Here is a 26,873-nt window from a genome sequence, read left to right as displayed (position 1 = left end):
TTTGCAATACTCTAAGCTAATTTTTATATTTAGCTTCTCTCTTTTTCCTATAATCGCGAAATTTTTATACTTAAATAATGGAGCTAAAAATGACAGAAATGGCAACAGAAGCAATGCACAAAGAGTTAGAATATCCTAAAGATTCAATTTTTAGCAAATTTAAAAACAATCTTGGTAAGATTGATAAGAATTTGAAAAATACTGAAATTTCAATTAATAGTGATGATTCCTTATGCGATAAAACCTTTTTCGCATTTTTGCAAGACTTGCTAAACGACCTTTTCAAGAAAAAATCTGATAAAAACGAAGAATTATTAAAAGAGCTCAAAATCAATGAATCTCTAAGCAAAGAAAAACTTTTTACATTAATGACAAACGAGCTAGAACAGAATCAAACACTTAGTAAAGAGGCAAGAGAACAGATTGGCAAAAATATGCAAAACAAATATGTGCAAGATTTAACCTTTGGAATTGTAAAAATAAATTAGGCAGTCAAGAACAAGGAGAAAATACAACCCTAGATATAACAACAAAAGATGTTGTAAAAGCAGGGATTGATGTAGCCAAAAACCCTACTCCTATTGGCATAGCAAAGACTATTGGAGAAAGAGCTATTTCAAAAATGACACACAAAATAACAAAGTGATTTTTTCTTTTTCAAAAATGGAGTAGTGTTTATAAAATGGTGAGAAGCAGAAAATGAATCCAGACTTTGAATTACTCTTAAAGCTTAAAGAGTTAGAAAAAGAGACAAATTTTCATTTTGTCATTGATAAAGATAATGCAGAAATTTATCTTTTTGAACCCAATAGCAAGGAATATTTTGATAAAATTAATATTCAAAAAGAATTAAAGGAGATAGAAAATGCAAATCCTATCAAGCAATCAGATTCCACAAGCGTGGAAAGATATACCCGCAATGTCATTGGACGAATTAGAGGAATTATCGGAAAGAGAATTGCAAGAAGCAGTGAAATTCAGACAGGAAGCAGAAGCATTTGCGAGGGACGCGAAAGCATTTGTGGAGTCAATGGTGATGAAATATGGAGAAGAGATTTTGACGCCAGAGTATCGCTCCAAGAATTACAAGTAAGAGAGCAAAACCTAAAAAAGACAAATCATCTTATACGACAATCTGAATACTACAAGCAACAAGCCCTTAAAGCTTACCAACAAAATGGAGTAACGCTTACTCCAAAGAATCTAGTAACTTCCTCTTTAAACAAAGAGGATTCCTCAAACAATTCCAATCATCAAGAAAACTCAAGCAATCAAAGTAACCAAAGCAAACTTTTTTCAAACTTTAAAAACAAACTAAACAATATTCATCAGAATTTAACCAATCCCACAAATACTATTTCTTTAAAAGATACACTAGAGATTGATAAATCTCAAGACAATCAAGAATCCCAAGATTCTTATTTAAAAACACAATACCAAATTAAAAGGAGAAGGAAATGAAAGAAATTATAGTTTGTCTCTTATTGTCTTTAAATATTCTTTATGCAAACAATGCCACCGCCGATACAGAGGAGATGAAAAAAGTCTTTCCTTTAAACGATTCTGTTGTCGAAAATTCTAAATGCGAATGGAAGTGTAGAAAAGTCAATAATGGCTATGCAACGCAAATTATAGGCTTTGATTTTGCCAATGGAACAACCTTTTGTAAAGTTTATGAAATTTCAGATTTGAATTTAGATTTGAAATTTAGCGCAAATCAAACCAATGCGACTTGCAGAAAAGAAGTTAGAAAAGGGCTTGAGACAGAAGCAACATCTTTTAAAAGTCTTTTGAATCAAAACAAAGACTTCCTAGAATCCAAAATCGCATACACAGAAAAGAGTGATTCTTTGACAATGTCGCATTTTTTATCCTCCCTCGCAACATTAAATCCTAATATCATAGACAGAGAACAAACAAAGAATTTAGGACATTTAACCCTAAAAAATGGTTTAGATTTTGTAAGCTTGGAAAAAATAAGTGGGAGGGGGACAAATTCTCTTATTCACGACCAAATCAGTAATGAAGGAAACATTATTGATGGACTAATTAAGAATGCAAACAATTGGTGGCAAGATTCTCAACTACCAACATCCATCGCAGGCAAAGAATATCAGAAAACTTCTGCGATTGATGGTTTTAATAAAAACAATATGGCTTATTTTTCTGATTTGTTTATGAATATGGAAAAAGTCTATCAGCATTTACAAATCTTGCTTTTTGTGGTAGTCGGAGGATTCTATATCTCAAGCATAGGGGCAAACAAACTACAAGTCTATTTAGAGAATCGTGGAGAGAGTGCGAGCAATCAGCCTTATTTGCACAAATTCTATATTCCACTTTTAATGGTTGGAACATTCTTTATGCCTATTCCTGAAGCAAATGGGACAGCGCATTCCACTATGGTTCAAAACACCATTAGATATTTCACAACAGAATCCACAAAAATAGCCGATATGGCAAGTGCGATTGGTGGAAAAACCTATATGGATAAAATTTACAAGAGCATAGGGGGTATCAACTATGCTGGAGTTGTTTCGCTTTTGAACCAAAAGTATGAAAAACAATATATCGCAACGCAGGGCGAAAACATCTACAATAACACCTGTGCAAAAAGATATACCAAGCCCTACTCTGCACAAAATGAATCCTATTTTACAACTCTCACAGAAGAAGAAAAAGAAAAATTCAAAGAAGTGTATCGGCAAGATTTTAATCAAATTGCAGGAAAAGAACAGGACATATCATTAGAAGCTTGTATCTTTTTAGAAGTAGAGATTCTAAAAGCTAAAAATGATTTAGACAGAGTTCAAACTCAACTTAATGGAATCAAAAAATTCAATTCTAGCGAAAACATTAAAAACAAAATTAACAGACTAGATTCCTATTTTAATACAAGAGAAAATCAGCTCGGTTGGATTAACTCTCTCATCACTCCAAGCTCCGCAATCCTAGCGCAAACTTTTGTTTTTGCAGATGATCAAGTCGTTAATTATGATGTAAAAGAAGCCACAGAAAAAAATCAAAAGAATGTTGAAGAGTTTTCTGAAAAAGGATATACACAAGGAGAATCTAAAGGCAAAATTAATGATAGCTTATTAGGTTCTTTAGCAGGAAAGCTTGTCTGGATGATGTTGCCCGGTGCAAGTGCTATTAAAGATTTTGTGAAAGATAATCAAACAAAACTTACTGCGACAATTAGAGCTGGAATTGGCTCTGCTATTCCTGTCGTTGGTTCTGTAATGGGAGGTATAATAGGCTGGGTTGTTGGAGCAGTAACAACAATATCCGCATATGCTATTAGCATTTTACTGTTGGAATGGACATTTGAAAAAGTGCCATTACTTGTTTGCACCACCGCTTCCATTATTGTTTTTGTGTCCTATCTTGTATCCCTCTGCAAATATTTCTACATTTCGCCCTTTGTAGTCGCCTTTGCTCTTGCAACAAAAAGAATGAATAAAATTGTAGATTTCTTAGTAAGTGGAATCGCGATATTTTTTAAACCTATTTTAATCGTGCTTTTTATCTACCTTGCGTTGTTTGTTCATACTTTAATAGATGAAATTTTCATTTTTATGAGTGTAGAGCAGTTTAGCGGGATTGAGACAAGTTGGTATAACTTCCATACCAATTTTGTTATAGGTGCGATTACAGGACTTCTAGTGATTTTTGGTAAGTTAGCTTCCTCTTACATTATGTGGAAACTCATTATTTCAGGACCAAGTTGGGCAATGAGCTTAGTAGGGATTGATGGCAAACAAGATGATGTCATAGCGCAAGGCATTGAAGCAAATTTGGCAAAAAGAGCCTTTGTGGCTTGATTTCTGTTTTTAAGGGATTGTGAAACAGGTTTTTTATACTTATTTAAATTTTGTGTTATAATTCTCTTATGACGTAGAAAAGAGAAAATAAAAGCAAAATTAGATTTATTTAAAACGCTCATTGTTACTCTATTAACCGCCCTTTTTGGTATTCTTGGTTATTCTGTATTGAATTATCAAAATTTCACTAAAATAATCAGTGTAGCGGTTGCAATCGGTATTTTTGTATTATTGCTAGGCTTAATACTCCTTGCCAAGCAATTTAGTATAGAACTTGATAAATTAGAAAAAGAGGAATAAATGGCATTCGCTATAATATTTGTTTTAGCTATTGTGATTTTTACGGGTTCTGTTTTGCTCGTGGCTAAAATAGCAACCAAATAAAATTATCAAAAAGAATTTTTATGGCTTGATTCTCGGTTTTTAAGGGGTTGTGAAACAGGTTTTTCTATGCTTAAATAAATTTTGTGTTATAATTCCAATATGAGTAAAAAAGATAGAATTAAGCTAGAGGTTGATATTTTAAAGGCATTAATATTAGCTTTTCTGACTGCAATCTTTGGTATATTTGGATATTCAGTTCTCAATTATAGTCATATTAATTTAATACAAGGAATACTCATTGCATTGGGGGTTATTTTAAGTTTTGTTATATTATATATTCTAGGCAAAAGAATATATAATATTTTAAATCATATTGAGGAGTTATAATGATAGGAATACTTTGTGCCATATTTGCATTAGTGGCTTTTTTTGGAGCTTCTATTATGATTATTAAAATGATTGAAAAAGCCTAAATCTTAAGAAATTCAACTTGATTTCTCAGTTTTTAAGGGATTTTAACCCTGCGGAGAACCGAAAAACTCCTTATTTTAGCCATCTTGATTTTACCATAAAAGATTTTAATGAGTGGCTAAAACTCAAATTGAATTATTGATTTTCTCCATTACTTATTGTCTTCTAACTTTACATAGAATCTTGTCTATAAACATAAAGACAAACATCAAGAGAAATATTGGAGAAATAATTATTCTAAATACCATTGCTACTTCTATCTCAACAAATCTTGATATATCTGAAATCATTAAAAATACAAAAAAATATTACTAAACAACTAAGCAATCCTGCAAGAGCCATATAAATATAACGCAGAATCTTAGTTTTAATCTTTTCTTTCAGATTGTAGAAGCATTCATAAAGCATCTAAAAGAAAAGAATCCAAAGAGGAAAAATCCAGCTCCAAAAAAGAACGCTAAAACAATAAAAATTGCCATATTTCAATCCACAATAATTTAATAATCTTTCGTGGCTAAAGCTACGATTGAATTTTCGCATTATACATAAAATTTCTTTTAAAAGTATTAAATATCATATCATATCATATTAAAATATATCATATTGACTAATATAAAATTATATGATATAATATTAAAAATTTATTCCATAAAAGGATATTAAATGATAATTTCTGTTGTCAATGAAAAAGGTGGAAGCGGTAAAACAACAATAGCGACAAATCTAGCTTTCAAATTTGCACAAGAGGGAATTGATTTAATGCTCATTGACGCTGACCCCCAAAGAAGCATAGAAACATTGATTGATTTTAGAATCAATAATGATTTAGAGTTGCCTTTTAATTCTATGTCTAAAATAGGCGATAGTCTTGCAAAAGAAGCCAAAAGCTTAGAAAATAAATATGATAGTATCATCATTGACACTGGGGGTAGAGATTCTAAAGAGATGAGACAAGCATTAATAATCAGTGATTTAGTCATTATTCCAACTTTAGCAAGTGGATACGACCAAGCGGTTTTAAATAAAATGCTAACTCTCGTTGAAGAATGCTCGTTGATTAATACAAGACTAAAGGCTTTAATCTTAATCAATAGGGCTTCCCCAAATCCATTTTTAGAAAAGAAAATCAACGATTTAAAAGAGTATTTGAACGAAAAACAGATTCCGCAAAACATTAAAATAGCCAACACAATTATTTATGAAAGGGAAATTTATAAAAATGTTGTGTTTGAGGGAAAGAGTGTTGTTGAGTTAGAGGAAAGCAATAAGGCAAAAAAAGAAATTGATATGCTTTATAATGAGCTTTTATCTTATTGCAACAATTCAGATTAATTTAGTTAGAATCATAATAAAAAAGGATACGACAATGATACCGATTAGTGTTTTTAGAGCCAATTTTGATGAATTGAATATTAAGAATCTTGCTAAAAGAGCTTTGCTTGATAGCTTAAAGATATTTTATCAAGATAACGAATATGAATATATGAATTTTTTAGAAAGTATCGGAATCAATTATTATGAAGAGTTTAATAATATTTTTGAACTAAACAATGCGATTAACAAAGAGATTAGAATTTTAAATGATATAGCAACAAAGCAAAATTTAGATAAATTTGATTTTAGAGCTGTAAATCTGTTCAAACGCAATCTCAAAGAAATTAATGATAGTGAATATTACAAATTGAATCTTGATTTAAGACACTTAAATGATAATTCCGCCTTAAGTGTTATAAAAGATACTTTTATTCTAACTAATGGTGTTTCTTTGGTGGAATTTAAAGATATTGAGGAAGAGAGAGTTAGTCTTATTTATCATAAAAAGGGAGCAATGTTTTATGATGATGAGCTTTTGTTGCATAATGCAAGAGCAGAAAAAGTGCAATTATTAGAAAACTTCAAAGAACCCAAAGATAATAATTTTATTCTTACTAGATTCCTTGTTGATTTTTCACGCAAACTAAAAGAATCTGGAATCAAAGAGAGCTTTTGTTATACTTATGAGGTAAGCGGAAGCACAAAAGAAGTTATTAAAGATATTGACGAAATTCTTTATTGGGGAAGCTTAACAAAAGAGGAAAAAGAAACTAAAAAAGAATCTTTAAAAAAAGAGCAAGAGCTAAACAATAAAGCAGTAGAATTGGCAAAAGGCGAAATAAAAGAAGAAAGAGATTCTTTAAGAGCTTCCTTGAAAAAAGAATCCAAGAACGAAGCATTAGAAGAAAAAACTCTTCCGCGACTTAATAACTTAAAAAGCATTAGATTGGAGAATCAAGATTCTCAAAATATTGAGCAATCAGAAAGCAAAATAAAAAATTCAGAAAAGGAAATTCAGCAAATCATTAGTGATAGTTTTGAGTTGTATATTCAAAAAGAGATTGAAAAAACAAATATAAGGCTTGAAAAAGCAAAGAAAGATAGCTTTAATGCTTATGAGGACTTAAAAGCGAATTTAAGAGATGGTTTAAGCATATTAGAAGCAATCAAAAACATTCAGCAGAAATATAGAAATGAGGATACGATAAATTTTGCTACTCTGCTTTTCAGCAAAGAGATTTTAAATGTTAAATCAAAAGAAGAAGAGATTGAAAGTTTGACTTCGGAGCTAAAAAGCTCTTATAACTTACAAGAGAAACTTAACGATGAAATTACAAAAAGAGAGGAAACAATCTCTAAATTAAAAGGCACAATGCAAAATAAGATTAATGAAATGACTGCTTTAAGATTTGAATTTGAAGAAAAAATGAAAGAGGTGGTAGAAACAGAGATAAAATTAAAAGAGTTAGAAAAATATTCTAACGAGCAAGAGGCAACCATCAGTGAATTGGATAATGAAAATCAAGAATTAAGCAACAAAAACAAAGAGTTAAATAATGAAAAAATCAAGTTAGAATCTCAAAATGAATATTTAAAAACAAGAGAACAAGGATTTATGGAGCAGTTAAATGAGCTTAAAAAAGAGGTGAAAGACAAGTTTAAAAAAGAGCTTGAATTAGAAAAAGTGATAACCGAGAATAAATACTTACAAGAAGCAATAACAGAATCTAAACAAAAAATTCTTTCTTTAGAAAATAAGATTGAAAATATTTTCACTCAAGCACTGCGTAAAGAATTAGCAAAAAATACAAATGAGGAAAAGTCAAAAAAGTTAAGAAGTAGAGATATTTTGGGGGATTAAATATGGCTAAATATTTTTATTTTGATAAGCAATTGAACTCATAAAAAAGCAGAAGCACAAAAAAGTGAGCAAAATAAATTACAAATAAAGGAGGAAAAATGAAATTAAAAGATTTGAATGTTAGAGTGTGGGATAATGAAGCTGAAGAATACAATGGAGATAGAGAGGTTCTTTTAAGCACTAATGGAAGTATTTATAGAATTCATACTATCACAGGCGAACTTCAACAATTAAAGGAAGAATCTTTAGAGGTTGAATTTTGGACAGGATTAAAAGATGTAGATGAAATAAAAATTTATGAAAACGACATTGTTAGAGCAGTAAGCAATTATAGTGATAATGTGTTAATTGTAAAGAAACACAAAGAGGGCACTTGGTTTCTATCTACAAGAGGCGGAGATTATAGAGGTTCTCTAATTTACCTTGTAGAAGAGGAGGATTACCGACTTAAAGTCATCGGCAATATTCACGAGAATAAAAATCTCCTTGATAATTCCATAGAGCAAAGCAATACTAACAAAACAAAGAAAAAAAGATAAACAATGAATCTCACACAAGAACAACTCCACATTATAGAATTGTCAAAGAATCTTAAGCCAAATGAGATTCTAAGCATTCAAGCTTGTGCGGGAAGCGGAAAAACATATACTTTAAAACAAATTGCACTTGAAAATTCTAATAAGCGATTTTTGTATCTTGCATTTAACAAAGCAATTGTTGTTGAATCAAAAGGTAAATTCCCCAAAAATGTGGAAGTAAAAACTTTACATTCTTTAGCTTTATCTTATGCTAAAAAGACATTGGGAGGCTTTAAGTTAATCCCCAACATTAATATTTTTGATTTGCAAAAAATCTTTATTGCAGAAAATAATAAGCTAATCTTAGCCTTAAAAAGTTTTAATGATTTTTTAAAAAGTAATGAATCCTTAGAATCTCAACCCAAGTTTATAAAAGAAATTTACCAAGCAGTGCTGAATAAAGAATTGCCAATGTTTCATAACTTTTACTTAAAATATTATGCTTTAGCAAAAGATAAAAATTTAGAGAAAAAATACGATTGCATTTTGCTTGATGAGGCACAAGACACTAATGCAACAATGCTTGAAATTTTTTTGCAAAATCGTTGTGCGAAAGTTTTAGTCGGGGATTCTTTTCAAAATATCTATGGCTTTAATCATTCGTTAAATGCTTTTAAAATTATTAATCCAACCTATACAACCACTTTAAGCAAAAGCTTCAGATGTAATCAAAAAATTATTGATTATGCAAATTTTTTCTTACAAAATTTTACTGACCAAAGATTTACAAAACTGCAATCTTATTGTAATGAAAACATCTCACCCAACAATAAAGCGATTATTACAAGAACAAACGCAGGCATTATTGAATTTATTAATCAGATAGAAAACGAAGCGGAATATGCTTTGCTAAAAGAGCCCGATAAGATTTTTGCTCCGCTTTATGCCATTATTCATTTTAAAAGTGCTAAGTTTGATTTGATTCCACAAGAATATGCTTACTTTAAAAACTTTTCTACCACAAAGGAATTATATGAATATATTAACAAATGTCAAGACAAAGAGTTGCTTAGTGCCTTAAATCTTTTAAACAAAGGGTTAAATATCTATGAAATTTCAAAAAAAGCAAAAAGGCTTTTTTATAATAAAAGCGCAAAGAATTTCATTCTTAATGCTCATCAGGCTAAAGGGCTTGAATGGGATAGTGTAGAGTTGTATAATGATTTTTCTCCCCTAAAGGATTTACAAGAAGATTTCATCAAAGAAAAAAATAAACAAAAGAAACAAGAGCTATATTTGAATTTAGAGCAAGAAAGAAATCTTTTTTATGTGGCAATCACAAGGGCTAAAAATCAATTGATAGATACAAGTAGAAATAGAATCTTTTACTCAAGTCAAAACGATTCACAAGGGTTTTAATGATTCAAAACGCTAGAAGTGCAGAATCTAAAAGCTTCTTAAGAGAGATTGAAGATGCTTTGGTGTTAATAAAAGATGAAAAAGCAAAACAATATTTTCTAACACAAATGCAAGAAGTTTTCGTAAAAAGAAATGACCCAAATACGCTTTTTACAGGAGAGAGAAATTTAAAAGCTGAATTTCTAGCCTATTTAAAGCAAAAAGGTTATGTGAGAACTGCGAATATCTGGGCTAGGAATATTATTGTAACGCAAGAAGCAATAGACGAGCTTCTAAGTCTTTTGCAACAGAGGCTTTTAGAAAGGGATATTGAGGGAGTATTAGAGATTCATTTGCAAGATAGGGAGATAAACTCTCCCCATGTACAATTTGTAGGTATTAAATGTGAAGAAGCAGAATCTATTATTGCTCATACTCTAGTAGAATTAAAATATGAAACAAGCGTAGAGAGTGCTTTAAGTAAAAAACATTTTTTGAAAGTATTCCTTGTTAATCCCAAAGCAAGAGTGCAAGATTTAAACACAATGATTGATTATAATCAAAAGCAAAAAGAAAAAAGAGAATTTGAAGCCGATGAAGAAATAGAAGAGCTTTTAATGGAGTTTGAAAATTCTTTTAAAGAAACAGCAACCTCACTTAATAAATTTACAACAAGCGTAAAAAATATTACACAAAAAATAGAATCATTTAAAGAAAATATAACACAATATAAATTCAATCTACAAAGCAAGAATCGCAATCTTACAAGAATTAGAAAGAGGATAGGTAGGAGGTAAATTATTTAATTACCTACAATATCTATTTATTCTATATTATATATTATGATATTATACCATTATAATATTTTAGAGCAATATTGCAATTTGCAATACTCTAAGTCAATTTTAATTTTTTAAATTTTCTTTTTTCTTACAATCCTTTTCAAATTTTAGTTAAAAGGATTTGTGATGTTAAAAAATTTACATAGAGAGTCGTTGCTCAAAGCTTTTTTGCAGGTTGCTTTGATTTTTGGTTTATTAATGCTGTTTAGCTCATATTTAAGGCAGATGAATTTGACGCAGTCAATGATATTTTGAGCAGTGGTGATAAAGCAGGGAAAAAGCTTTAGGTACAGGTATTATTTGGGGCTTTGGTGTTGTTTTGCCTTTTGTTTGCATTATTGCTGGTGCGATATTGGGATATTCTTTCCAAAAGAAAAAATCAGAGCAGGAACAAAACACAACAAAAATCTATGTTGTTACTGCTATTAGTGCAATCGTGGGATTCTTTGTTTATGCGATTGTCGCAACGATTGTTTCAAGAGCTCTCTTTGGTGATGCGAATTATATTTTCCAAGTAATTAATGATTTTTGGAAAGAAGCAGTTAGATAAAAAGAGAGCAAGGCAGAGGAATTTCTATAATTCCTTTGCAATAGCGAAGTTGGATAAAACTAGGTAAAAATATGAAAAATAAAAATCAAAAGCACATTCATCAAACTCCCAAGATAGAGATTAGAGGAGGTAGAGAAGTAAAAGATTTTAGAAAAATGAAGCTTTTAGATTCCAAAGAAGAACTAGAAAAAAATTTACAAACTGATGATACAAAAGAAAAAAATCCCAAGCAGAACTTTTGACGCTTTTAGAAAGAATTACAAGCCTTACTTTTAATTTACAGAAAGAAGTCGCAGAGCTTAAAGAGGATACACTTGTGAATGCTTCGCACATTCAAATCATCAAGAATGCGCATTCAGATAATCTAAATAATCTAAATTCTAATGTTGGCAATATCGTTAGCTCTACAAGCGAGTTTGTAATAGGATTGGAGAAAGAGTTAAGTAAAAATAGTGGAAACAATTATACAGAATTTTTAAAATCACTTCTTAAAGAGGATTTTAATGCCTTACAAAAAGAAATGCTTGAGGAGGGCAAAAGAGAAATTTTGAATGCAAAATCAAGTGCAAAAAAAGGCGGAGGCGGAGAAAATATATTTTTTTCTTTTTTAAAAGGTATAAGCCCTTTTCTTTCTCTTTCTAGCTTTATTCTTTTGATAATTATTTGCGTTAAATTTAATCTCTTTGGAATGTTGTTGAGATGAAAAAAATAGCAGGTAAAATTCATCAAGGTTGCGCCATAAAGGCGCAAAAGCTAATAAGCCTTGACAATTATAAAGCAAAGCATTATAATTGCAACCAAGATGAATTTTATGGTGTCCATCTTAGCTCCTTTTGGGGCATAAATTTTCACCACAGGGCATCAACCTGCGGTGAATACCCTAGCACAATTATATCACAAACTGCCTATTGCTTTAGAAAATTTATTTTTGGAATCTTTCTCTTTATTTTTTCTCTATTGCCTTGTTTTTCTTATGATGATTTTGAAATAGCCAATGCGCTTAAATTAGCCTCAATGCAAAATGATATTGATAAAAGGATTCTTTACACTTTAGCAAAAATTGAAAGTAATTTTAATCCATTAATTATCAGCTTTACCGCAAAACACACAAATTTTCACTTTAAGAATCTCCAAAAAAGCGTCAAAAAATACAAAGATAGATATTTGATTAATTTTAAAGGAAGTGAAAAAGAATTGCAAAAAGCTTTAAAAATTCTTTTGCAAGATAAAACATTAAAAATAGATGTGGGATTAATGCAAATCAATAATGTCAATTTCAATAAATCCGAGATTCCTTATATTTTTAATCCTAGCTACAACACACAAAAAGCCACACTTGTTTTAAAGGAGTGTATTGCAAAAAAAGCACTGATGAAAGATTCCATAGAATGTTACAACAAAGGCTTTAGAAAAGTATCCAATTTTGATTATTATACAAAGTTTAAAAGAGTTTTTTAAAGGATTTTGGAGGAATGAAATGAGTGAGAAAGAAGCTTTAGAAATTGCTTTAAAAAAATTCAAGGAATTTTATTTATAAAAGAGTTTATAGACATATTACAAGATTCTAAAACAGATATAGAATCCCATAAATCACATTTAAGGAAGCAAAAATGAATTTAGCACTTTTAACATTGGCAGGAGTTGGAATCACAGGGGCGTATTTTGGATATAAGAAAAAAGACCCAAGCGTAAGTATCAGTAACTGCTTTTTTGGACAAGCTTGCCTCACCTCTATACAATCTTTTTGTGGAATATCATTCTAATTCTCTCTTTTTGGTAGATTCCATTAAAGAGGATTATATTCTTTGCAATACTCCTTATGATAGGCTTTACGGCATAGAAATTACCTCAAATGAGAATATACAAAAATATATCCAAGTAGAAAAGATTAGGGAACTAATTAGGGATTCTAAAGAGAGCGATGATGGATTTTTTTATTATGTTCTTTTTAAGCAAGATAAATGTCAAAAGCAATACATATTCTCCCATTCCAAGATTATTATTCAATCTCTAGCAAATTACTTTGATTTAAAACTTTTAAGTGGATTAGAATTGACCAATGTGCTTTATAATTTACTCTTACAAAATAGTTTCTACCAAGAGGACAAACAATTAAAACGAGCACTCACAATCAAAAAAGATACCCTAGAGGCTGAACCTGAATTTTTAAGTTTTAAGCGTTTAGCTAAACAAGCAATTGCGAATAATCATAAAAATATAAAGCTATTTCAAGCATACAAACATTTAGAAATCAAACAAAGTGAGATTCAAAGTCTTTTTTCTTTGAATTTTAAAGGTGCTATTTGGTTTTATATTGATTTATCAAGTTTTCACATTAAAAATCATATTTCAAGATTGTTAAATTATGCTAAATTAGTTGGCGACAAAAAGCCATTTATAGAGTTAGAACAAAGTTACCATAATAAAGAATGTGATTTGGCTCTTATGAATGCTGTTGCTTATTTAAAAGAATATGATGAAGAAATTATTGGGCAACTAGGAAGTGCTTTAAAGGTGAGTTTCATAGAAAAAGAGCTTTCAAGAAGCAATCATTTACAAAAAAATCCTATTAAGTTTAGAGATTCAGAGTTTGATTTTTTAGTGAAAGAGGATTTTTTGTTTAATTTTATCGCTTCCATTCACAAAAAAGACACCTCTAAGCCTGATATTTTTGGTATAGATAAAAATGGCGCATTTATAAATTATTCTTTTAGTGCTGAAAATGACAATCCACATATTGCAATTATAGCCAAGCCCGGTTCTGGTAAGAGTGTAAGCAAACAAAAAATTATGGCTCAAATGATAGGATTAAATTTTTCTAATGGTATTTGTCTTAATTTAGGCAAAGAAATCGGACAAGTAAGAATTAGGAGCTATGATATAGGTTTTTCAGATGAAAAATTTATCAATTTGATTAAATCTAATCCAAACAATAGTGTAGCACATATTGAATCCAATTTTTATGGATTCTCTTATAATTTAGTGAATCTCCCGAGTTTAGAAAATGTGGAATTATTTGAAACAGATTTACAATTCAATATTGATTTAGCCTCTGTTATTTTAGAAGCTCAAAATGCAGAGCCTCTAGGCATTGCAGAAGTTGCGCACTTTAAGGAAATTGTAAAAAAGGTTTATAAAACTAAAGAACACCAAAGATACAGAGTAAGGGATTTAAAGCAAAAGACGCAAGAAGCTTATGACAAATTGCTTTCTTTGGGATATGAGGAGGTTGCCTTTTTGGATACGATAAAAGAGGAGGAATTTGATTATCTTAAAAAGCCCTTGTTGATTGATATTGTCAAATTCGCAAGGAAAGAATCCGCAAATATGCAGTTGAAAGAAGAGGAAAGGAAAGATTATGAATCTTTGGCAAGGAAATTGGACTCCATAGAAAAATTAGACTTATTCTCTAGTTTTGATAAAATTGATATTGCCGATGTTGATGTTCTTTCAATGGATTTAAACAATTTCAAAGAAAGCTCTCTTTTTACACCCATTTTTTTAGCGATATTCCAAAAAACTTATTTAAAAGATAGAGAATATGCCTTGAAATGCAAAAGAGAAAACAGACCCGCTCCAAAGCTTTTTTATGCCATAGAAGAAGCCAAGAACCACTTTAGGATTCCATATTTTACTACAATGTTTGAAAAGGTTGCGCTAGAAGCTAGAAAATACAATGTGCATTTATGTTTTGTGGTGCAGAATGCAGAGCATATTCCTTTGGGGATTTTGAAAAACTTAGATACAAGAATCTTTCTTTTAAGACCCGATAAAAAACTAGAGGTTATACAAGAGGCACAAGAAGCATTAAAGATTCCAAAAAATGTAGAAATAGGGCTATTAAATACAAACAAACACGAGTTGTGTGTATGGTATAGTAGTGGAGTTTTTAATATGAAGTTTGAGATTAGTGAGGAAGAAATGAAAGTCTTTAGCACCAATCCAAATGAAGTTTAAAAGCCTCTTTTTTCAAGCCATTCCTCAAGTGCTTGGTTGATAATGTAATTTTGAGATTCTTTTCTAGTAGCCTTTGTGTTGCTATAAGAATCCAAGCGATTAACTAAAGACTGCGGAATATAAATAACCTTTGATTTTTTAATTTCTTTAACTTTTGACTCTGTATCCCCCACAGCGTTGGCAATAAATCTCTTTTCATCTATTTCTATTTTAGAATTATCTTGATTTTTAGTTTTTTCAAGTTTTTTAAATGGATTGTTTGACATTTTTGCCACCTTTCTTTGTATATTTTATAATATTATATCATATAATATTATATTAAACAATATCATATTTGAAAATATTTTAAAAAATATTGCATTTTGCAATACTCTAAGCCTATTTTAAAACAAGGATTTTTGTTTTTTCCTACACTTCTCTTTGCAAATTGCAAATAAATTTTTCAAAAGGAGCAAAAAATGAGTTTAGGTCTTTCTACAACAGAAATTATGCAAACAGAAATGGGTAAAGACTTCGTTGAGGCTAGACAAAAAGCAGAATCGCTAAAGCAACATTACAAAACAAATGAGATTGGTGAGCAAGAAGTCATTGCTTGGAATTCTTATAAATTAAAAAATGGAAAAAGCCCTTATGCAGAAGCCATTGAAAAAGCTTTCAATAAAATGCTTGAAAAAGTAATTCCCGAAGATGCAGTTCTTTCTACAAGATTCCAAAATTGGATTACAAAAGAAAGAAATACATTAATGGTGGATACCAAAATCAACAAAGACAATTACTTCAAAGAGCAAATTGATTTTAAGACAGGAATCATTGACACCAATAGAGGCAATGCAATTACTCAAGCAAAAATGGATTATCTAAAAGACAAATTAGCAATTTTAGAAAAATCTTTCAAAAAGCATATGACAGACAATCCAGAAATTGCTTTTGCTTCCAAAGAACAGCTTGAAAAATGGCAAAACTACTATGCTTCTCAAGCTCAAAAAGTAAGTCAAATTTTGGAAAGTGGCGACTATTCTTATTATGACAAGAAAGACAAAGAGGGTAATGTCATTAAAGAGGGAACACAAGAAGATGCTCTAAGACACCAAGAACACATTGGAAATCTTATGAATAAAATTGATGACGCACAAGCGGAGCAAGAGCATAGAGTAAATAGCACACAAGGACAAAATCAAGCACAAATGGATTATGTAGGTGATGCACTAGAGCAAAGACCAAAGCATAGACAGCAGTAGCCTTTATGCAGGGATTCTTGTCCCTTGCATACCTATTTGTTTATAAGAGTAATGTTATTATTGATTAATCTCCCAAAAGTCAATTAACATCACTCTTATAAACAAAAACGCATAATCTAAAGGAATCAATAATATGGAAACTGCAACATTAAGAGGATTTCAAAAGATACTTAACAATTCTTTTAAAAAAGAATTTGAAATTAGAAGAGATTATGTCGGTAGAAAAGAATTAGAAATTCTAAAATATTTAAAATATGATTTAATGCACTTAAAAGATGAGCTTTTTAATGAATATGATGAGCCTACACTTTACAAATTAGCCCAACAAGTAGAAGAATTTTCAAATGGAAAAAGTGAATATAATCCTTTTAATGATTATCCCTTGTGTGATGCACTAGATGGAATTTATCTTGATTATAGTGAGCTTTGTGCCACTTATGCAGAGGGATTAATTGACAAATCAGAAATTGATTTGAGTAATTTGGAATCTTTAAAGTCGTCTTTAGCAGAAAATATGATAACTACCATTTTGAAAGACTACAAAAATGATATGGAAGTTATATTGCAAAGTTCAAACTATGAAGAAATGGAAGAATTGGTTGAAGAACTAACAACAATAGAATATGATTTGCCTTTTGAACTAAGAATAGAATATGCTCTCCAATATCCTGAATATCCTAGCCAAAAAGAAATTATTGATTTAAAATCTTTAAGGCTTACAGAGGAAAGCTTACACGATTTGAAAGGATTTTTGAGGAAAAACAAAGATTGGGAAAGCGATTATCGCTCTATTAATGATTTTTTATGCTTTAATGAATTGAAAGAGGAATTAGAGCGAGAATCCCAAATTGGAATAAGAAAGAATCGTAGATGAGTGATAAAGAATTAGAAATCTTTGAACTTTGTGAGAGATTAACAGAACTTTTAGGAGACAAAGAAGCAATTGCGGATTTAAAAGCATTATGGAAACGACACCCTGAAATGTTTAAAGATATGCAAGAAGTATCGCAAACAATCAAAAAGGTAGTAAGTAAAGCCGAAATTATTACCGAAGCCAAAAGAAAAGATGCAACTCTTGTTGCTACAATGTTAGAAGATAATCATAAAATGGGTGAAGTGGCAATAGAAAATGACGAGGGAACAAATATAATATTTCACACGAATAAAAAAAGGGCAAAAGAGTTTGAAAGATTAAAAAGCTTGCTGGTAGAGACCCCCACACCCTCTACACACCACTCTAAGTTGGCAGGGGAGCTAATGGGAAAGAACCCATCTGGTGCAAACGCACATTCAGCAAACTTTGATGAGATTATACCACAAACCAATGAAAATCAAAGCATTGTAGAACAAATCAAAGCAGAAAGCAAAGACTTTAATACTCTCTCATCAAATGAGAAACTAGCTCTTTTAGAAAAGAATCAACAAGCACTTTCAAATATGCAAAGCACAAAAGATTTACAACAACAAAGAAATGATTCTATGGACTTACAACAAGAAAAAGAGTTACAAGATTCTAAGAATCAAGAATTCCAAATCGGAATAAGAAAGAATCGCAGATAACAATAAAGGATAAAATATGAAAACACTTTTGATTCTTTCAAATCCTACCAACGCAAGCAATATCGGTATCATTCAAAATATCACTCAAGACAATCCAACATTTTTTCACGCACTTGACTTATATACCAACGACAAAAATAATATCGCCTTTAAGTCTTATGTGTTTTCTTTAATGACAACCAACGAATATTTTATTGAATTTGGAGAAAAACCCGATTTTAATGATATAATTAACGAAAATCAAATTAAAGCAGTTTTTACCTATTTTGAGGATATTCAAAGAATTTCGTTTGCTATAAAGCAAAGTAATGTATTTTTGAATTACGATTTAAAGGATTTTTTAAAAACAAAATCTTTTGAATCTTTGCAAAGTCTGTTTGAGGAGAAAGTCAATGCAAACATTGATACAACAAATCAAGAAAGCTTACGAGCAAATGGAGAAAGAGGAGGATTCTTATCAAAAGGAAATTCAGAAAACAGAGAGAATGATAGAACAGCTCAAAGCAACAATGAACAAGGAATCGCTAATCCTAGCAGAGAGCCTAGAGAATCTATACTCTTTGGAGAAAGAGGAGGAAGCAAAGGAAATAATCCAATCCAAAACAACAATGGACAAAGAATCTCTAGCGAAACTATGGGAATACCACAATCTACAAGTAGAATTGAACGCACTCTATTTGAGCGAGGAGAATCTGAAAGATTACAAGTTAAAAATGAGCAACGAGAACGAGAACTATGGAATGGAGGAGAACAGGGAAGCATATCAGCTAACACAAAATCTAGTGATTCCATTTCTAAAAAAAGCAATCAAGAATCTAAACAACATTTATCACTTTCCACAAGTCAGTCTAACGACCTTAATGAAAGAAGAATTGCCTTTAGAGAAAGAATTAGAACTATATTGGAATCTAAACAAGTTAGAATATCCACTAGAGAGCTATTATCTAAATTTAAAATCCAATCAAATACATTCCAAGAGCAAGATAGCAGAATTAGAGAAGATGAGAATAGAAATAATAGAGAATCTCAAGAGGGAGAATTTGGAGGAGATGATAGAGGAAGTGAAAAACTTGAATCTAGCGGAGATAGCAAGTCAAAGCAAGAACAACCCAATGGAGAATTCAGAGAGGCTATTGCAGCAAATAATGGATTATTTGAGAGTGGAATATTTACTCCCAAGCAAGAATCTCTTAGCCCCGCAGGATTTTCAAAAATTAGTGATATTATCCCCTCAAGCACAGGAGATAAACAAGGAGATTCTAGCGTTTCGGAGCAATTATCCGATATTAGTGATAAAGAATCAGAAAATAATGGATTGGATAGTGCGACTAACGATACAGAGACACAGGGAGAACAAAGCGCACCCAATCAAGAATATGTTTCTCAAGAAGAGCATAGCAGAGATGTTGTTAGAGAATATAATATGGAATCTCAAAATGGGAGCGAGGAATCAGGAGGAGATAGACTTATTGATGAGAATACTCAAGGAACACAAGAGCAACAAGGAATTGCCACAGATGAACACAGAATCTTATCTGAAACAAATCCCGATATTTCTACAAGAGCAGATGAAACAGGAAGTGATAAGCTAGAAATACAAGAACCCCAAGAAAAAGAACAAAGCGAATTTGTAAATATAACAGAATCTCAACCTAGCAATTTGGTTGAATCACTCATCTATACAGATGATAAGAATCCTGAAAAAACAGAGCCTATTTTTGAAACTTTTAATGATTTTAATCTTTTGAAAAAACTAAAAGGAGAGGAATACAAAGGAGAAATTGATTTTAACCTATCAAAGAAAGAGCGAATAGAAGCCAATTTGAACGCACTAACTTTAGTTAAGAAAATATTTGAAAGAAAGAAAAAAATAAACAATATTAGATTTACTGATTCTACCGAAGAAAAATTGAATGCAATGCAATTGGAAATCATAGAAAACAATTATTTTTCTGCCGATATTCCAATGACAAAAGATGAGCAAACAATTCTAGCAAAATATACAGGATTTGGGGGACTTGGTGATTTTTTCTTTGATGAATCTCTTAGTAATAAAAGAGAAGAATTAAGAGAACTAATAGGAGAAAATCTCTATAAAGAATTAATGCAATCTAGCTACAATGCTTACTATACACCGAGTGTAATTATAGAATCTATGTATTTAGGGCTTAAAACATTAGGTATTTTAAGTAATGAAAAAGTAATCGCATTAGAGCCAAGTTGTGGAATCGGACATTTTATCACAAGAGCTCCTGCTAATTTTGAATTTGAAGCGGTAGAAAAAGATGCAATAAGTGCAACCATTGCCAAACTTCTACACCCACAGACAAAAATCTATAATAAAAGTTTTGAGGAAGTGCTATTTGATAGAGAATTTGATGTAGTAATCGGTAATCCCCCTTATGAAAATATAAAAGCAGAAAACTCTAAAGAACTCATACATAATTATTTTGTGCAAAAAAGTCAAAACCTCCTAAAAGATGGTGGAATCTCTAGCTTTGTTATTACCTCTGGATTCCTTGATTCAAAGACTAATACACACAGACTAGCACTACTTCAAGATAATATTTTTTTACACGCCACAAGACTACCCAATTCAAGTTTTAAACAAACGCACACAGAGGTATTAAGCGATATAATCTTTCTTAGAAGAACAAAGGATAAAGAGGCTTTTTTGAGTAAGAAAAACGATTCTATTTCAGAAAGCCTTAAACAGCATATTCAATCGACTGAATCAAAATTCTTAAAATCTTTAGAGATTCCTATCATCATTAATCGAGAGGAAAAGACTTTAAAAATCAATAATCTCTTTTTTGATTCAGATGAGTATAATGGAGATATAAATGATAAACCTTTTCTTAATATATTTAGCAACGCTAAAAACACTAGCATAGGATTAAATCAATTTGGGGAAGCTACGATAAAAATAAACAAAGCAGAAGATATAAATAGTTTGCAAGAATTTTTAAGTTATGCGCTAGAGTGGAAAATACTTCAACGCAATAATGATAAAGGAATTTACAATCTAACACCAGCAATTAAAGGTGATAATTTATTTATTGGCGATTTTCCCTTTAATGTAAAAGATTTTAGCTATTTTTCAAAACTAAAAAATGGTAGCTTATTTTTCTTTGATGGTGTTTTTTATACCAAAGAAAGCGACACTTCTTGTAGAGAGGCATATTTTTGTGATGAAATAGATAAAGAAAATGAATATTTGATAGATAAAGATAGAATCTTGGAGGAAAAAAGGGGAAAGCTATTATTTAAAAATCCAATTAGAAAAGAGGAAGAAGTAATTTTAAAAAAACTCATTGAGTTTAGAGACCTTTTAAATTATAACCTATACCTAGAGAAAATCTTGCCAAACAACGAAGAATCTAATACGATAATTTTGGCTCAAAAAGATAGATTAAGAGCATTACGCAAAGAAATTTTAATCTTAAGCAACGCACAGGGCTTTAATCAAAGATTGCAAAAATCACGCAAAGAAAACAACATCATTATAAAACATACTCTAAAAAGAATGATAGAGCTTGAAAAGCTAGAAAGCTTTAAGATATTTGCCACTGAAAATGTGGTAAAGATTCCTAAAAAGAACAAGTTTGAAATAATCTACCAAGAAGCAGATATTTTACAAAAAAGAGTGCTTTTTCCATTAGAAAAGACAGAAGCTAAGGATTCCAAAGAGGCATTACAGAAAACATTTAATGATACAGGAAAAATTGATTTAAAAACATTACAAAGTTATTTGCCGAACATTCCAATAGATGAGATTTTAAAAGAGTTAATAGCAAAAGAATTGATATTTCCAAATTTTAATAAACCAACAGAGTTTTGCCTTAAAGATAAATTCTTAGAGGGAGATATTAAAGGCAAAGCAAAGTATATAGAATATTTAATTGCTAATAATATAGAATCACAAACTGATACAGAACCCAAAAAAGTATGGAATCTTTTTGATAAAGAAAGATTGCTTAACCTCTTAAGAGAAAATTTTCCAAAAGACATTGGTTACAATGATATAGAAATCAATTTTGGGGCAAATTTTATTCCTTTGGCAATTTACAAAGATTTTATTCGTGAGAGTTTTTTCAATAATCCCGATGAGATTATAGTAGAAATTTCAAATGTTTATTCCTATTACACGATTGAAAACTTTAAAAAGACCGATGGATTAGAAATAGGGAATAATGATTTGAATGATTTGGGGGAAAGCCTACAAGTGCAAAGATTAGATGATAAAATGTTTTTTTCTTTGCGTGAAATATTAGAGACAACCATCAACAATAAAAGCCTTGAAGTCTATCACATTGAAAAAACAGCAGACGATAGAACTATAAGAGTGGTAGAACAAGCACCGACAAGTAAGGCTTTAAGAAATGCGAGTAGAATCAAAGATTTGTTTGCAGAATTTCTCTTTAAAAAACAAGCATATAGAGAAGTAATAGAAAAAATATACAACGATACAATCAACATTTTTTCTAACAATCGCTTAGAATTTGAGGATATGTTAGAAACCCCCTTGCTTAATAAAGATATTAATCTAAGAACTCATCAGAAAAATGCAATTTTTAAAGGCATAATGAATAATTCTCTACTTTTAGACCACGAGGTAGGAGCGGGTAAGACCTTAGCAGGAATTGCGCTTGTAATGGAACAAATTAGAATGCATTGCATTAAAAAAGCATTAGTGCTTGTTCCAAATCATCTTAGCACAGCGTGGGGAGCAGAATTTATTAGGGCGTATCCTAGTGCAAAGATTCTAGTGGGAGACAAAATTAACAGCAAAAAAGACAGAAAAGAATTTTTGTATCGCGCGAGAAATGGAGACTTTGACGCAATTATTATGAAACACTCTACATTTGAAAATCTCAATGTAATGGAATCTTTCCAAAGGGAAATCCTATCTAACGAAATAGAGAATCTAAGAACTCAATTAGAAATAGAGAAAGTAGCAAGAAATAAAAAAGAAGAAAAAAGGAAAAACAGATACATTGAAAATCGCATTAGAACATTAGAAAATAGGTTAGAAAAACAAGCAATTGGTAAAAAATACGATGAGGAAATAGCATTTGAGGATTTAGGAATCGATTGCCTAGTTGTTGATGAAGCACATTATTTTAAGAACCTCTTTATCACCACCACACAAGAGAATATTAGAGGAATCCCCACACAAGAAAGCAAAAAAGCTATGAAAATGTATTGCGCTACGCAATATATCCATAACAACAAAGGCTTTAAACTATATTTTCTCACAGGAACGCCTATTTCAAATTCTATTGCAGAGTTTTATACAATGCAAAGATACTTACAGCCAAAAGTTTTAGAAAAACTGCACCTAGAGAGATTTGATGATTGGCAAAGAGCTTTTACCAAAATTCAGTTGAGCGAAGAGCTAGATAGTAGTGGTATTAATTATGCGTTAGTTACAAGATTGTCAAGCCTTATTAATGCTCCAGAACTTATGAATATCTACAAACAAAATGCCGACATAGTAAGCACAGAAGATATAGAAAAGATAAGTGGAAAACTCGTTCCAAAGGTAAAAAATGGAGGTGCAATCAATGTAATAGCACCTAGAAGTGAAGCAATAGCAAACTTTATAGGCGTTGAAGATGAGTTTGGAAACTATAATAAGGGCAGTATTATAGATAGAATGAATCATATACAAGACGACCCCCAAAGAAACAATATATTAGTTTGCACAAGTGAGGCTAGAAAAGCAGCACTTGATTTTAGGCTCATTGACCCTTTGACAAACGATTATCAACAATCCAAAATAAATCAATGTATAGACAAAGTAATGGAGCATTACAATGATAACAGATATGAAAGGAACACGCAATTAATCTTTTGTGATTTGGGAGTATCAAAGCTTAAATCTCAAAAAATAGATGTATCAAAAAATGAATCCACAGAAATAAATTTAGAAGACATTGCAAAAGAAAAAGGGCTAGAATACTTTACTGAATATGATAATGAGGGAGTTGAAATTAGAAGCTATTATAGAGAATTTGCAAAAGATGATGAGGGGAAATTCCTTTATAACGAATACACTGATGAATTTGGCAAAAAACATAGAGAAAAAATTGTGGAGAAAGTCTATACAATTGAGGAATTGATTAATCAAACGAGTAAATTTGATGTATATAGCGATATTTTAAAGAAACTTGTAAAAAAAGGAATCCCACAAAATGAAATTGCCTTTATCGGAGACGCTAAAAGCGACAAAGAAAAAGATAATTTATTCCAAAAAGTTAATGCTGGAATCGTGCGCATACTCATTGGTTCAACTGCAAAGCTGGGCACAGGAACGAATGTGCAAGAACGCATTGTTGCAATGCACGAATTAGATTGCCCGTGGAAGCCAAGCGAACTAACGCAAAGGGCAGGTAGAGGAATCAGACAAGGCAATGTATTTTTTACGCTAGACCCTGAAAATTTTGAAATAGCACATTATAGATACGCCACAGAGCAGACTTATGACGCAAGAATGTTTCAAATTAACGAGCAAAAGCTTAAACCTCTAAGTCAAATGAAAAAAGCGGAAGTGTTAGAGCAAACAAGGGTTTTTAGTGCAATAGATGAGGAAATGGCAAATATTGCAGAAATGAAAGCGATTGCCACAGGAAACCCCTTTATTTTAGAAAAATATAAAATAGAGAATCTTTTAAAAAATGAGGAGGAATACAAAAGATATTATGAAATAAGCATCATTAATGCAGAAAAAACAATCAAGCAAGAAACATCCAAAGCGCAGGATCTAACAGAAGAAGTAGAAGCTCTGCGGGAAATGTTTAATAACAAGAACTTTTTAAAAGAAAATTATGAGGTGGAAGTCTTGGGCATCAAGACTACAAGGAAGCAAAAAGAAATACAAAGCGAAAAAGAATTTAATGCCATTAGCGAAAAAATACAATCTAAAATTATACAAATGCTAAGGCAACTCGATGAATTTTTTACTTTAGAATCAAAAGAAAGAATCCTTAAAGACAATGGCAGAAAAAATAATGCTGGAGAAATAGAGTTTCTATCCGCAAACGATATAAAATTAAACTTTCTCATAAGTGTTAGTGGCGATGACATTTATTTCAAAGGCGTGATTATTACAAAAGACAATAAAAGATTTTATCCCAAAAATCTACACCTAGAATCGCATAGAAACCTATTAACAACAGACCCATTTAAGGTAAGCTCTATACTAACCAAACTCAAAAACACATTTGAGAGAGTTTCAAGCTTATTGGAAAAGAAAACAGAGGAATTAAGAAAATGTGAGGATATTATAGGAGCTAAGAGCAGATTCCTAGCAAATAATACAATAGAAAATTATGATAGGAAACCTTTAATCGCTATGTTAAAGCAAGACTTGTTAAATATAAATGACATCTTTAGAATCAGACAAGAAAAGAGAAAAGAGGGCATTAAGATAGATATGGATAGCAAAGAAATTGCCCATTTAATTCCGCAATATTCCAAGCATTTAGATGAGAAAGGAAAATTGCAAATTGATTGTATCACTAAAAATTACGAGAATGAATCCTCTTTGTCTGATGAATCCTCGCCAAAGGAATCCAAGACAGATTTAATAAAAGAAACAAGAGAGCCTGAAAATGCTCACTTAGAACAACCGACATTACAAAAAGAAACACAAGATATACTCACAAAAGAAGATTTGCAAGAAAAAAGCAAAGAATTAGAATCCAAGAGTGAGAATCTTGCAAAAAATTCACAAGACAAAAACCCAAATACACAAGAAATTGCTAAAACTCAAATAGAAATTAAAGATTTTACAATACAAGATAATCTAGCAAATAGAATGAAAATCTTAGAACAAAATATGATAAATATCCAAAGAAAACAACACTCAAAAAGAGTGATTGGGGAGAGGTAACCAACCAAATATGTCAAAAACTAATCAATCTGTAAAATATCGTTAAGCTAGTAAATTTATAATATTTTAAGTAAAAAAAATTTACAATTATCATCGTAATTCAGTGGTGAGGGCAACTCTTATAATACCGCCTAAGCCACGCAAATTTGGAATTTGTTATGTCTCATAATTCTACTGCAGTGTTCGTGGATTTTGAAAATCTTAGGCAAGGCGTCTTTACAAAAGCTTACAAAGAATATAAATATTATTTTGATTACAACACACAACCCCAAAAAGTGGTTGATTTTTGCAACCTTTGTGTTTTTGATGCTTTTGCAGAAAAAGATTTACACGATTTGTATAGAATATTTTTTTATACAGCAAAACCATTAGCAGAACATCCATCGTTTGATAAAATTAATCTTTTTTTGTGCTCCTTAGAACATTCAAATCATGTTGCACTTAGACTCGGAAAACTTGTTAAACGAAACGGAATTGTATCTCAAAAGCAAGTAGATATGCTTATAGGAATTGATATGGCTGAAATTTCTATCAAAAAATTTGCGGATAAGATTGTCTTAATAGGCTATGATTCTGATATATCACCTGCTTTGAAATTAGCACGTTGCAATGGAATGCAGACAGAAATTATCCTTTTTGAAGACCTAATTCCAAATATTGAACCTAGCTTATCTAAACATTGCGATAATGTTAAAAGTGTGTCTGTGAAAGACCTATATCATAAACTAAATATTATTAAGGCAAATAATTTAAAAAATCACTAAAATATATTTCTTCTTTGTTTGATTTTCTCCTAATTTTCACTATCAATTCTCTCCTTAATTATCTGTTTCAAATGAGAAATTAACTCGCTTTTCTCTTGAATCTTTTTTGTAAAGTTTGATTCCAACTCTTTAAGTTTAATACTTTCTTTTTCAAGAAAACTAACTAATTTTTTTAAACTCATTTCATTGTATTTTTCAAATTCAATACTTGACATTTCTTATCCTATTTTTTCTTAAATTTCAGCAAATATTTTAACATAAACTTAAAAAAATAAGCTTAATTTATTAAATAAAATCTTATATTTTTTTAATAAATTTTAAACTAAAAAAGAACAAATATATACAAAAAATATTG

The 26,873-nt window shown here is 30.7% G+C and carries 21 protein-coding genes; 19 read left to right on the top strand and 2 right to left on the bottom strand.

Annotation, left to right across the window (positions count from 1 at the left end):
* Nucleotides 1-89: 89 nt before the first annotated feature.
* The 14 genes from HDT10_RS04930 (at nt 90) to HDT10_RS04865 (ending at nt 15,059) form a co-directional block, all read left to right on the top strand.
* Nucleotides 90-488, top strand: coding sequence for a hypothetical protein (locus tag HDT10_RS04930; RefSeq protein ID WP_290880667.1), 399 nt, complete (start codon nt 90-92; stop codon nt 486-488).
* A 211-nt stretch (nt 489-699) separates the two neighbouring features.
* Nucleotides 700-1,461 carry a hypothetical protein gene (locus HDT10_RS04925; RefSeq protein ID WP_290880664.1) on the top strand — a complete coding sequence of 254 codons (762 nt, stop codon included), beginning with the start codon at nt 700-702 and terminating at the stop codon, nt 1,459-1,461.
* Nucleotides 1,458-3,824 (top strand): hypothetical protein, encoded by a 2,367-nt coding sequence (locus tag HDT10_RS04920; protein WP_290880663.1) that lies wholly within the window; start codon nt 1,458-1,460, stop codon nt 3,822-3,824. The genes HDT10_RS04925 and HDT10_RS04920 overlap by 4 nt, the downstream gene beginning before the upstream one ends.
* Before the next feature lie 1,458 nt (nt 3,825-5,282).
* Complete coding sequence (locus tag HDT10_RS04915) at nt 5,283-5,951, top strand: AAA family ATPase (protein ID WP_290880661.1); 669 nt, start codon at nt 5,283-5,285, stop codon at nt 5,949-5,951.
* A 34-nt stretch (nt 5,952-5,985) separates the two neighbouring features.
* Nucleotides 5,986-7,794, top strand: a complete 1,809-nt coding sequence (locus HDT10_RS04910; protein ID WP_290880659.1) for a hypothetical protein — start codon at nt 5,986-5,988, stop codon at nt 7,792-7,794.
* Between the two features lie 98 nt (nt 7,795-7,892).
* Nucleotides 7,893-8,333: a YopX family protein gene (locus HDT10_RS04905; RefSeq protein WP_290880657.1), complete on the top strand. Its 441-nt coding sequence runs from the start codon at nt 7,893-7,895 to the stop codon at nt 8,331-8,333.
* A gap of 3 nt (nt 8,334-8,336) precedes the next feature.
* The gene (locus HDT10_RS04900; protein WP_290880654.1) at nt 8,337-9,731 is read left to right on the top strand and encodes a 3'-5' exonuclease; all 1,395 of its coding nucleotides are present in this window, start codon (nt 8,337-8,339) and stop codon (nt 9,729-9,731) included.
* Complete coding sequence (locus HDT10_RS04895; protein ID WP_290880651.1) at nt 9,731-10,507, top strand: hypothetical protein; 777 nt, start codon at nt 9,731-9,733, stop codon at nt 10,505-10,507. The genes HDT10_RS04900 and HDT10_RS04895 overlap by 1 nt, the downstream gene beginning before the upstream one ends.
* A 364-nt stretch (nt 10,508-10,871) precedes the next feature.
* Nucleotides 10,872-11,102 carry a hypothetical protein gene (locus HDT10_RS04890; protein ID WP_290880649.1) on the top strand — a complete coding sequence of 77 codons (231 nt, stop codon included), beginning with the start codon at nt 10,872-10,874 and terminating at the stop codon, nt 11,100-11,102.
* Between the two features lie 71 nt (nt 11,103-11,173).
* The gene (locus tag HDT10_RS04885) at nt 11,174-11,344 is read left to right on the top strand and encodes a hypothetical protein (RefSeq protein ID WP_290880647.1); all 171 of its coding nucleotides are present in this window, start codon (nt 11,174-11,176) and stop codon (nt 11,342-11,344) included.
* Nucleotides 11,341-11,805 carry a hypothetical protein gene (locus HDT10_RS04880; RefSeq protein ID WP_290880644.1) on the top strand — a complete coding sequence of 155 codons (465 nt, stop codon included), beginning with the start codon at nt 11,341-11,343 and terminating at the stop codon, nt 11,803-11,805. Before HDT10_RS04885 ends, HDT10_RS04880 begins: the two co-directional genes overlap by 4 nt.
* The gene (locus tag HDT10_RS04875) at nt 11,802-12,560 is read left to right on the top strand and encodes a transglycosylase SLT domain-containing protein (protein WP_290880641.1); all 759 of its coding nucleotides are present in this window, start codon (nt 11,802-11,804) and stop codon (nt 12,558-12,560) included. The genes HDT10_RS04880 and HDT10_RS04875 overlap by 4 nt, the downstream gene beginning before the upstream one ends.
* A gap of 152 nt (nt 12,561-12,712) precedes the next feature.
* On the top strand, nt 12,713-12,865 hold the full coding sequence (locus HDT10_RS04870; protein WP_290880638.1) for a hypothetical protein: 153 nt from the start codon (nt 12,713-12,715) through the stop codon (nt 12,863-12,865).
* Nucleotides 12,849-15,059, top strand: a complete 2,211-nt coding sequence (locus HDT10_RS04865) for a hypothetical protein (protein ID WP_290880637.1) — start codon at nt 12,849-12,851, stop codon at nt 15,057-15,059. The genes HDT10_RS04870 and HDT10_RS04865 overlap by 17 nt, the downstream gene beginning before the upstream one ends.
* On the opposite strand, the gene HDT10_RS04860 is transcribed toward HDT10_RS04865, so the two are convergent.
* Nucleotides 15,056-15,325, bottom strand: a complete 270-nt coding sequence (locus tag HDT10_RS04860; protein WP_290880635.1) for a hypothetical protein — start codon at nt 15,323-15,325, stop codon at nt 15,056-15,058. The two genes, HDT10_RS04865 and HDT10_RS04860, sit on opposite strands and share 4 nt — an antisense overlap.
* 192 nt (nt 15,326-15,517) lie before the next feature.
* Here HDT10_RS04860 and HDT10_RS04855 point away from each other — a divergent pair, with 192 nt between their 5' ends.
* The 5 genes from HDT10_RS04855 (at nt 15,518) to HDT10_RS04835 (ending at nt 26,518) form a co-directional block, all read left to right on the top strand.
* The gene (locus tag HDT10_RS04855; protein WP_290880634.1) at nt 15,518-16,297 is read left to right on the top strand and encodes a hypothetical protein; all 780 of its coding nucleotides are present in this window, start codon (nt 15,518-15,520) and stop codon (nt 16,295-16,297) included.
* A gap of 133 nt (nt 16,298-16,430) precedes the next feature.
* Nucleotides 16,431-17,171 (top strand): hypothetical protein, encoded by a 741-nt coding sequence (locus HDT10_RS04850; RefSeq protein ID WP_290880631.1) that lies wholly within the window; start codon nt 16,431-16,433, stop codon nt 17,169-17,171.
* Nucleotides 17,168-17,857, top strand: coding sequence for a hypothetical protein (locus HDT10_RS04845; RefSeq protein ID WP_290880629.1), 690 nt, complete (start codon nt 17,168-17,170; stop codon nt 17,855-17,857). Before HDT10_RS04850 ends, HDT10_RS04845 begins: the two co-directional genes overlap by 4 nt.
* A gap of 16 nt (nt 17,858-17,873) precedes the next feature.
* The gene (locus HDT10_RS04840) at nt 17,874-25,754 is read left to right on the top strand and encodes an SNF2-related protein (protein WP_290880626.1); all 7,881 of its coding nucleotides are present in this window, start codon (nt 17,874-17,876) and stop codon (nt 25,752-25,754) included.
* Between the two features lie 158 nt (nt 25,755-25,912).
* Nucleotides 25,913-26,518, top strand: a complete 606-nt coding sequence (locus HDT10_RS04835) for an NYN domain-containing protein (protein ID WP_290880623.1) — start codon at nt 25,913-25,915, stop codon at nt 26,516-26,518.
* A gap of 29 nt (nt 26,519-26,547) precedes the next feature.
* Here the strand turns inward: HDT10_RS04835 and HDT10_RS04830 are convergent, their stop codons facing one another.
* Nucleotides 26,548-26,733 (bottom strand): hypothetical protein, encoded by a 186-nt coding sequence (locus tag HDT10_RS04830; protein WP_290880620.1) that lies wholly within the window; start codon nt 26,731-26,733, stop codon nt 26,548-26,550.
* Nucleotides 26,734-26,873 lie beyond the last annotated feature (140 nt).

This window comes from Helicobacter sp. (genome assembly GCF_014799995.1).
Taxonomy (GTDB): domain Bacteria; phylum Campylobacterota; class Campylobacteria; order Campylobacterales; family Helicobacteraceae; genus Helicobacter_D.
Note: the sequence above shows the minus strand (reverse complement) of the source record. Positions and strands in the feature narration are given on the sequence as shown.

Bases quoted from the DNA above. Each gene is read 5' to 3' on its own strand.
- HDT10_RS04930 (WP_290880667.1), top strand. From the start codon at position 90: ATGACAGAAATGGCAACAGAAGCAATGCACAAAGAGTTAGAATATCCT.
- HDT10_RS04925 (WP_290880664.1), top strand. From the start codon at position 700: ATGAATCCAGACTTTGAATTACTCTTAAAGCTTAAAGAGTTAGAAAAA.
- HDT10_RS04920 (WP_290880663.1), top strand. From the start codon at position 1,458: ATGAAAGAAATTATAGTTTGTCTCTTATTGTCTTTAAATATTCTTTAT.
- HDT10_RS04915 (WP_290880661.1), top strand. From the start codon at position 5,283: ATGATAATTTCTGTTGTCAATGAAAAAGGTGGAAGCGGTAAAACAACA.
- HDT10_RS04910 (WP_290880659.1), top strand. From the start codon at position 5,986: ATGATACCGATTAGTGTTTTTAGAGCCAATTTTGATGAATTGAATATT.
- HDT10_RS04905 (WP_290880657.1), top strand. From the start codon at position 7,893: ATGAAATTAAAAGATTTGAATGTTAGAGTGTGGGATAATGAAGCTGAA.
- HDT10_RS04900 (WP_290880654.1), top strand. From the start codon at position 8,337: ATGAATCTCACACAAGAACAACTCCACATTATAGAATTGTCAAAGAAT.
- HDT10_RS04895 (WP_290880651.1), top strand. From the start codon at position 9,731: ATGATTCAAAACGCTAGAAGTGCAGAATCTAAAAGCTTCTTAAGAGAG.
- HDT10_RS04885 (WP_290880647.1), top strand. From the start codon at position 11,174: ATGAAAAATAAAAATCAAAAGCACATTCATCAAACTCCCAAGATAGAG.
- HDT10_RS04875 (WP_290880641.1), top strand. From the start codon at position 11,802: ATGAAAAAAATAGCAGGTAAAATTCATCAAGGTTGCGCCATAAAGGCG.
- HDT10_RS04870 (WP_290880638.1), top strand. From the start codon at position 12,713: ATGAATTTAGCACTTTTAACATTGGCAGGAGTTGGAATCACAGGGGCG.
- HDT10_RS04860 (WP_290880635.1), bottom strand. From the start codon at position 15,325: ATGTCAAACAATCCATTTAAAAAACTTGAAAAAACTAAAAATCAAGAT.
- HDT10_RS04855 (WP_290880634.1), top strand. From the start codon at position 15,518: ATGAGTTTAGGTCTTTCTACAACAGAAATTATGCAAACAGAAATGGGT.
- HDT10_RS04850 (WP_290880631.1), top strand. From the start codon at position 16,431: ATGGAAACTGCAACATTAAGAGGATTTCAAAAGATACTTAACAATTCT.
- HDT10_RS04845 (WP_290880629.1), top strand. From the start codon at position 17,168: ATGAGTGATAAAGAATTAGAAATCTTTGAACTTTGTGAGAGATTAACA.
- HDT10_RS04840 (WP_290880626.1), top strand. From the start codon at position 17,874: ATGAAAACACTTTTGATTCTTTCAAATCCTACCAACGCAAGCAATATC.
- HDT10_RS04835 (WP_290880623.1), top strand. From the start codon at position 25,913: ATGTCTCATAATTCTACTGCAGTGTTCGTGGATTTTGAAAATCTTAGG.
- HDT10_RS04830 (WP_290880620.1), bottom strand. From the start codon at position 26,733: ATGTCAAGTATTGAATTTGAAAAATACAATGAAATGAGTTTAAAAAAA.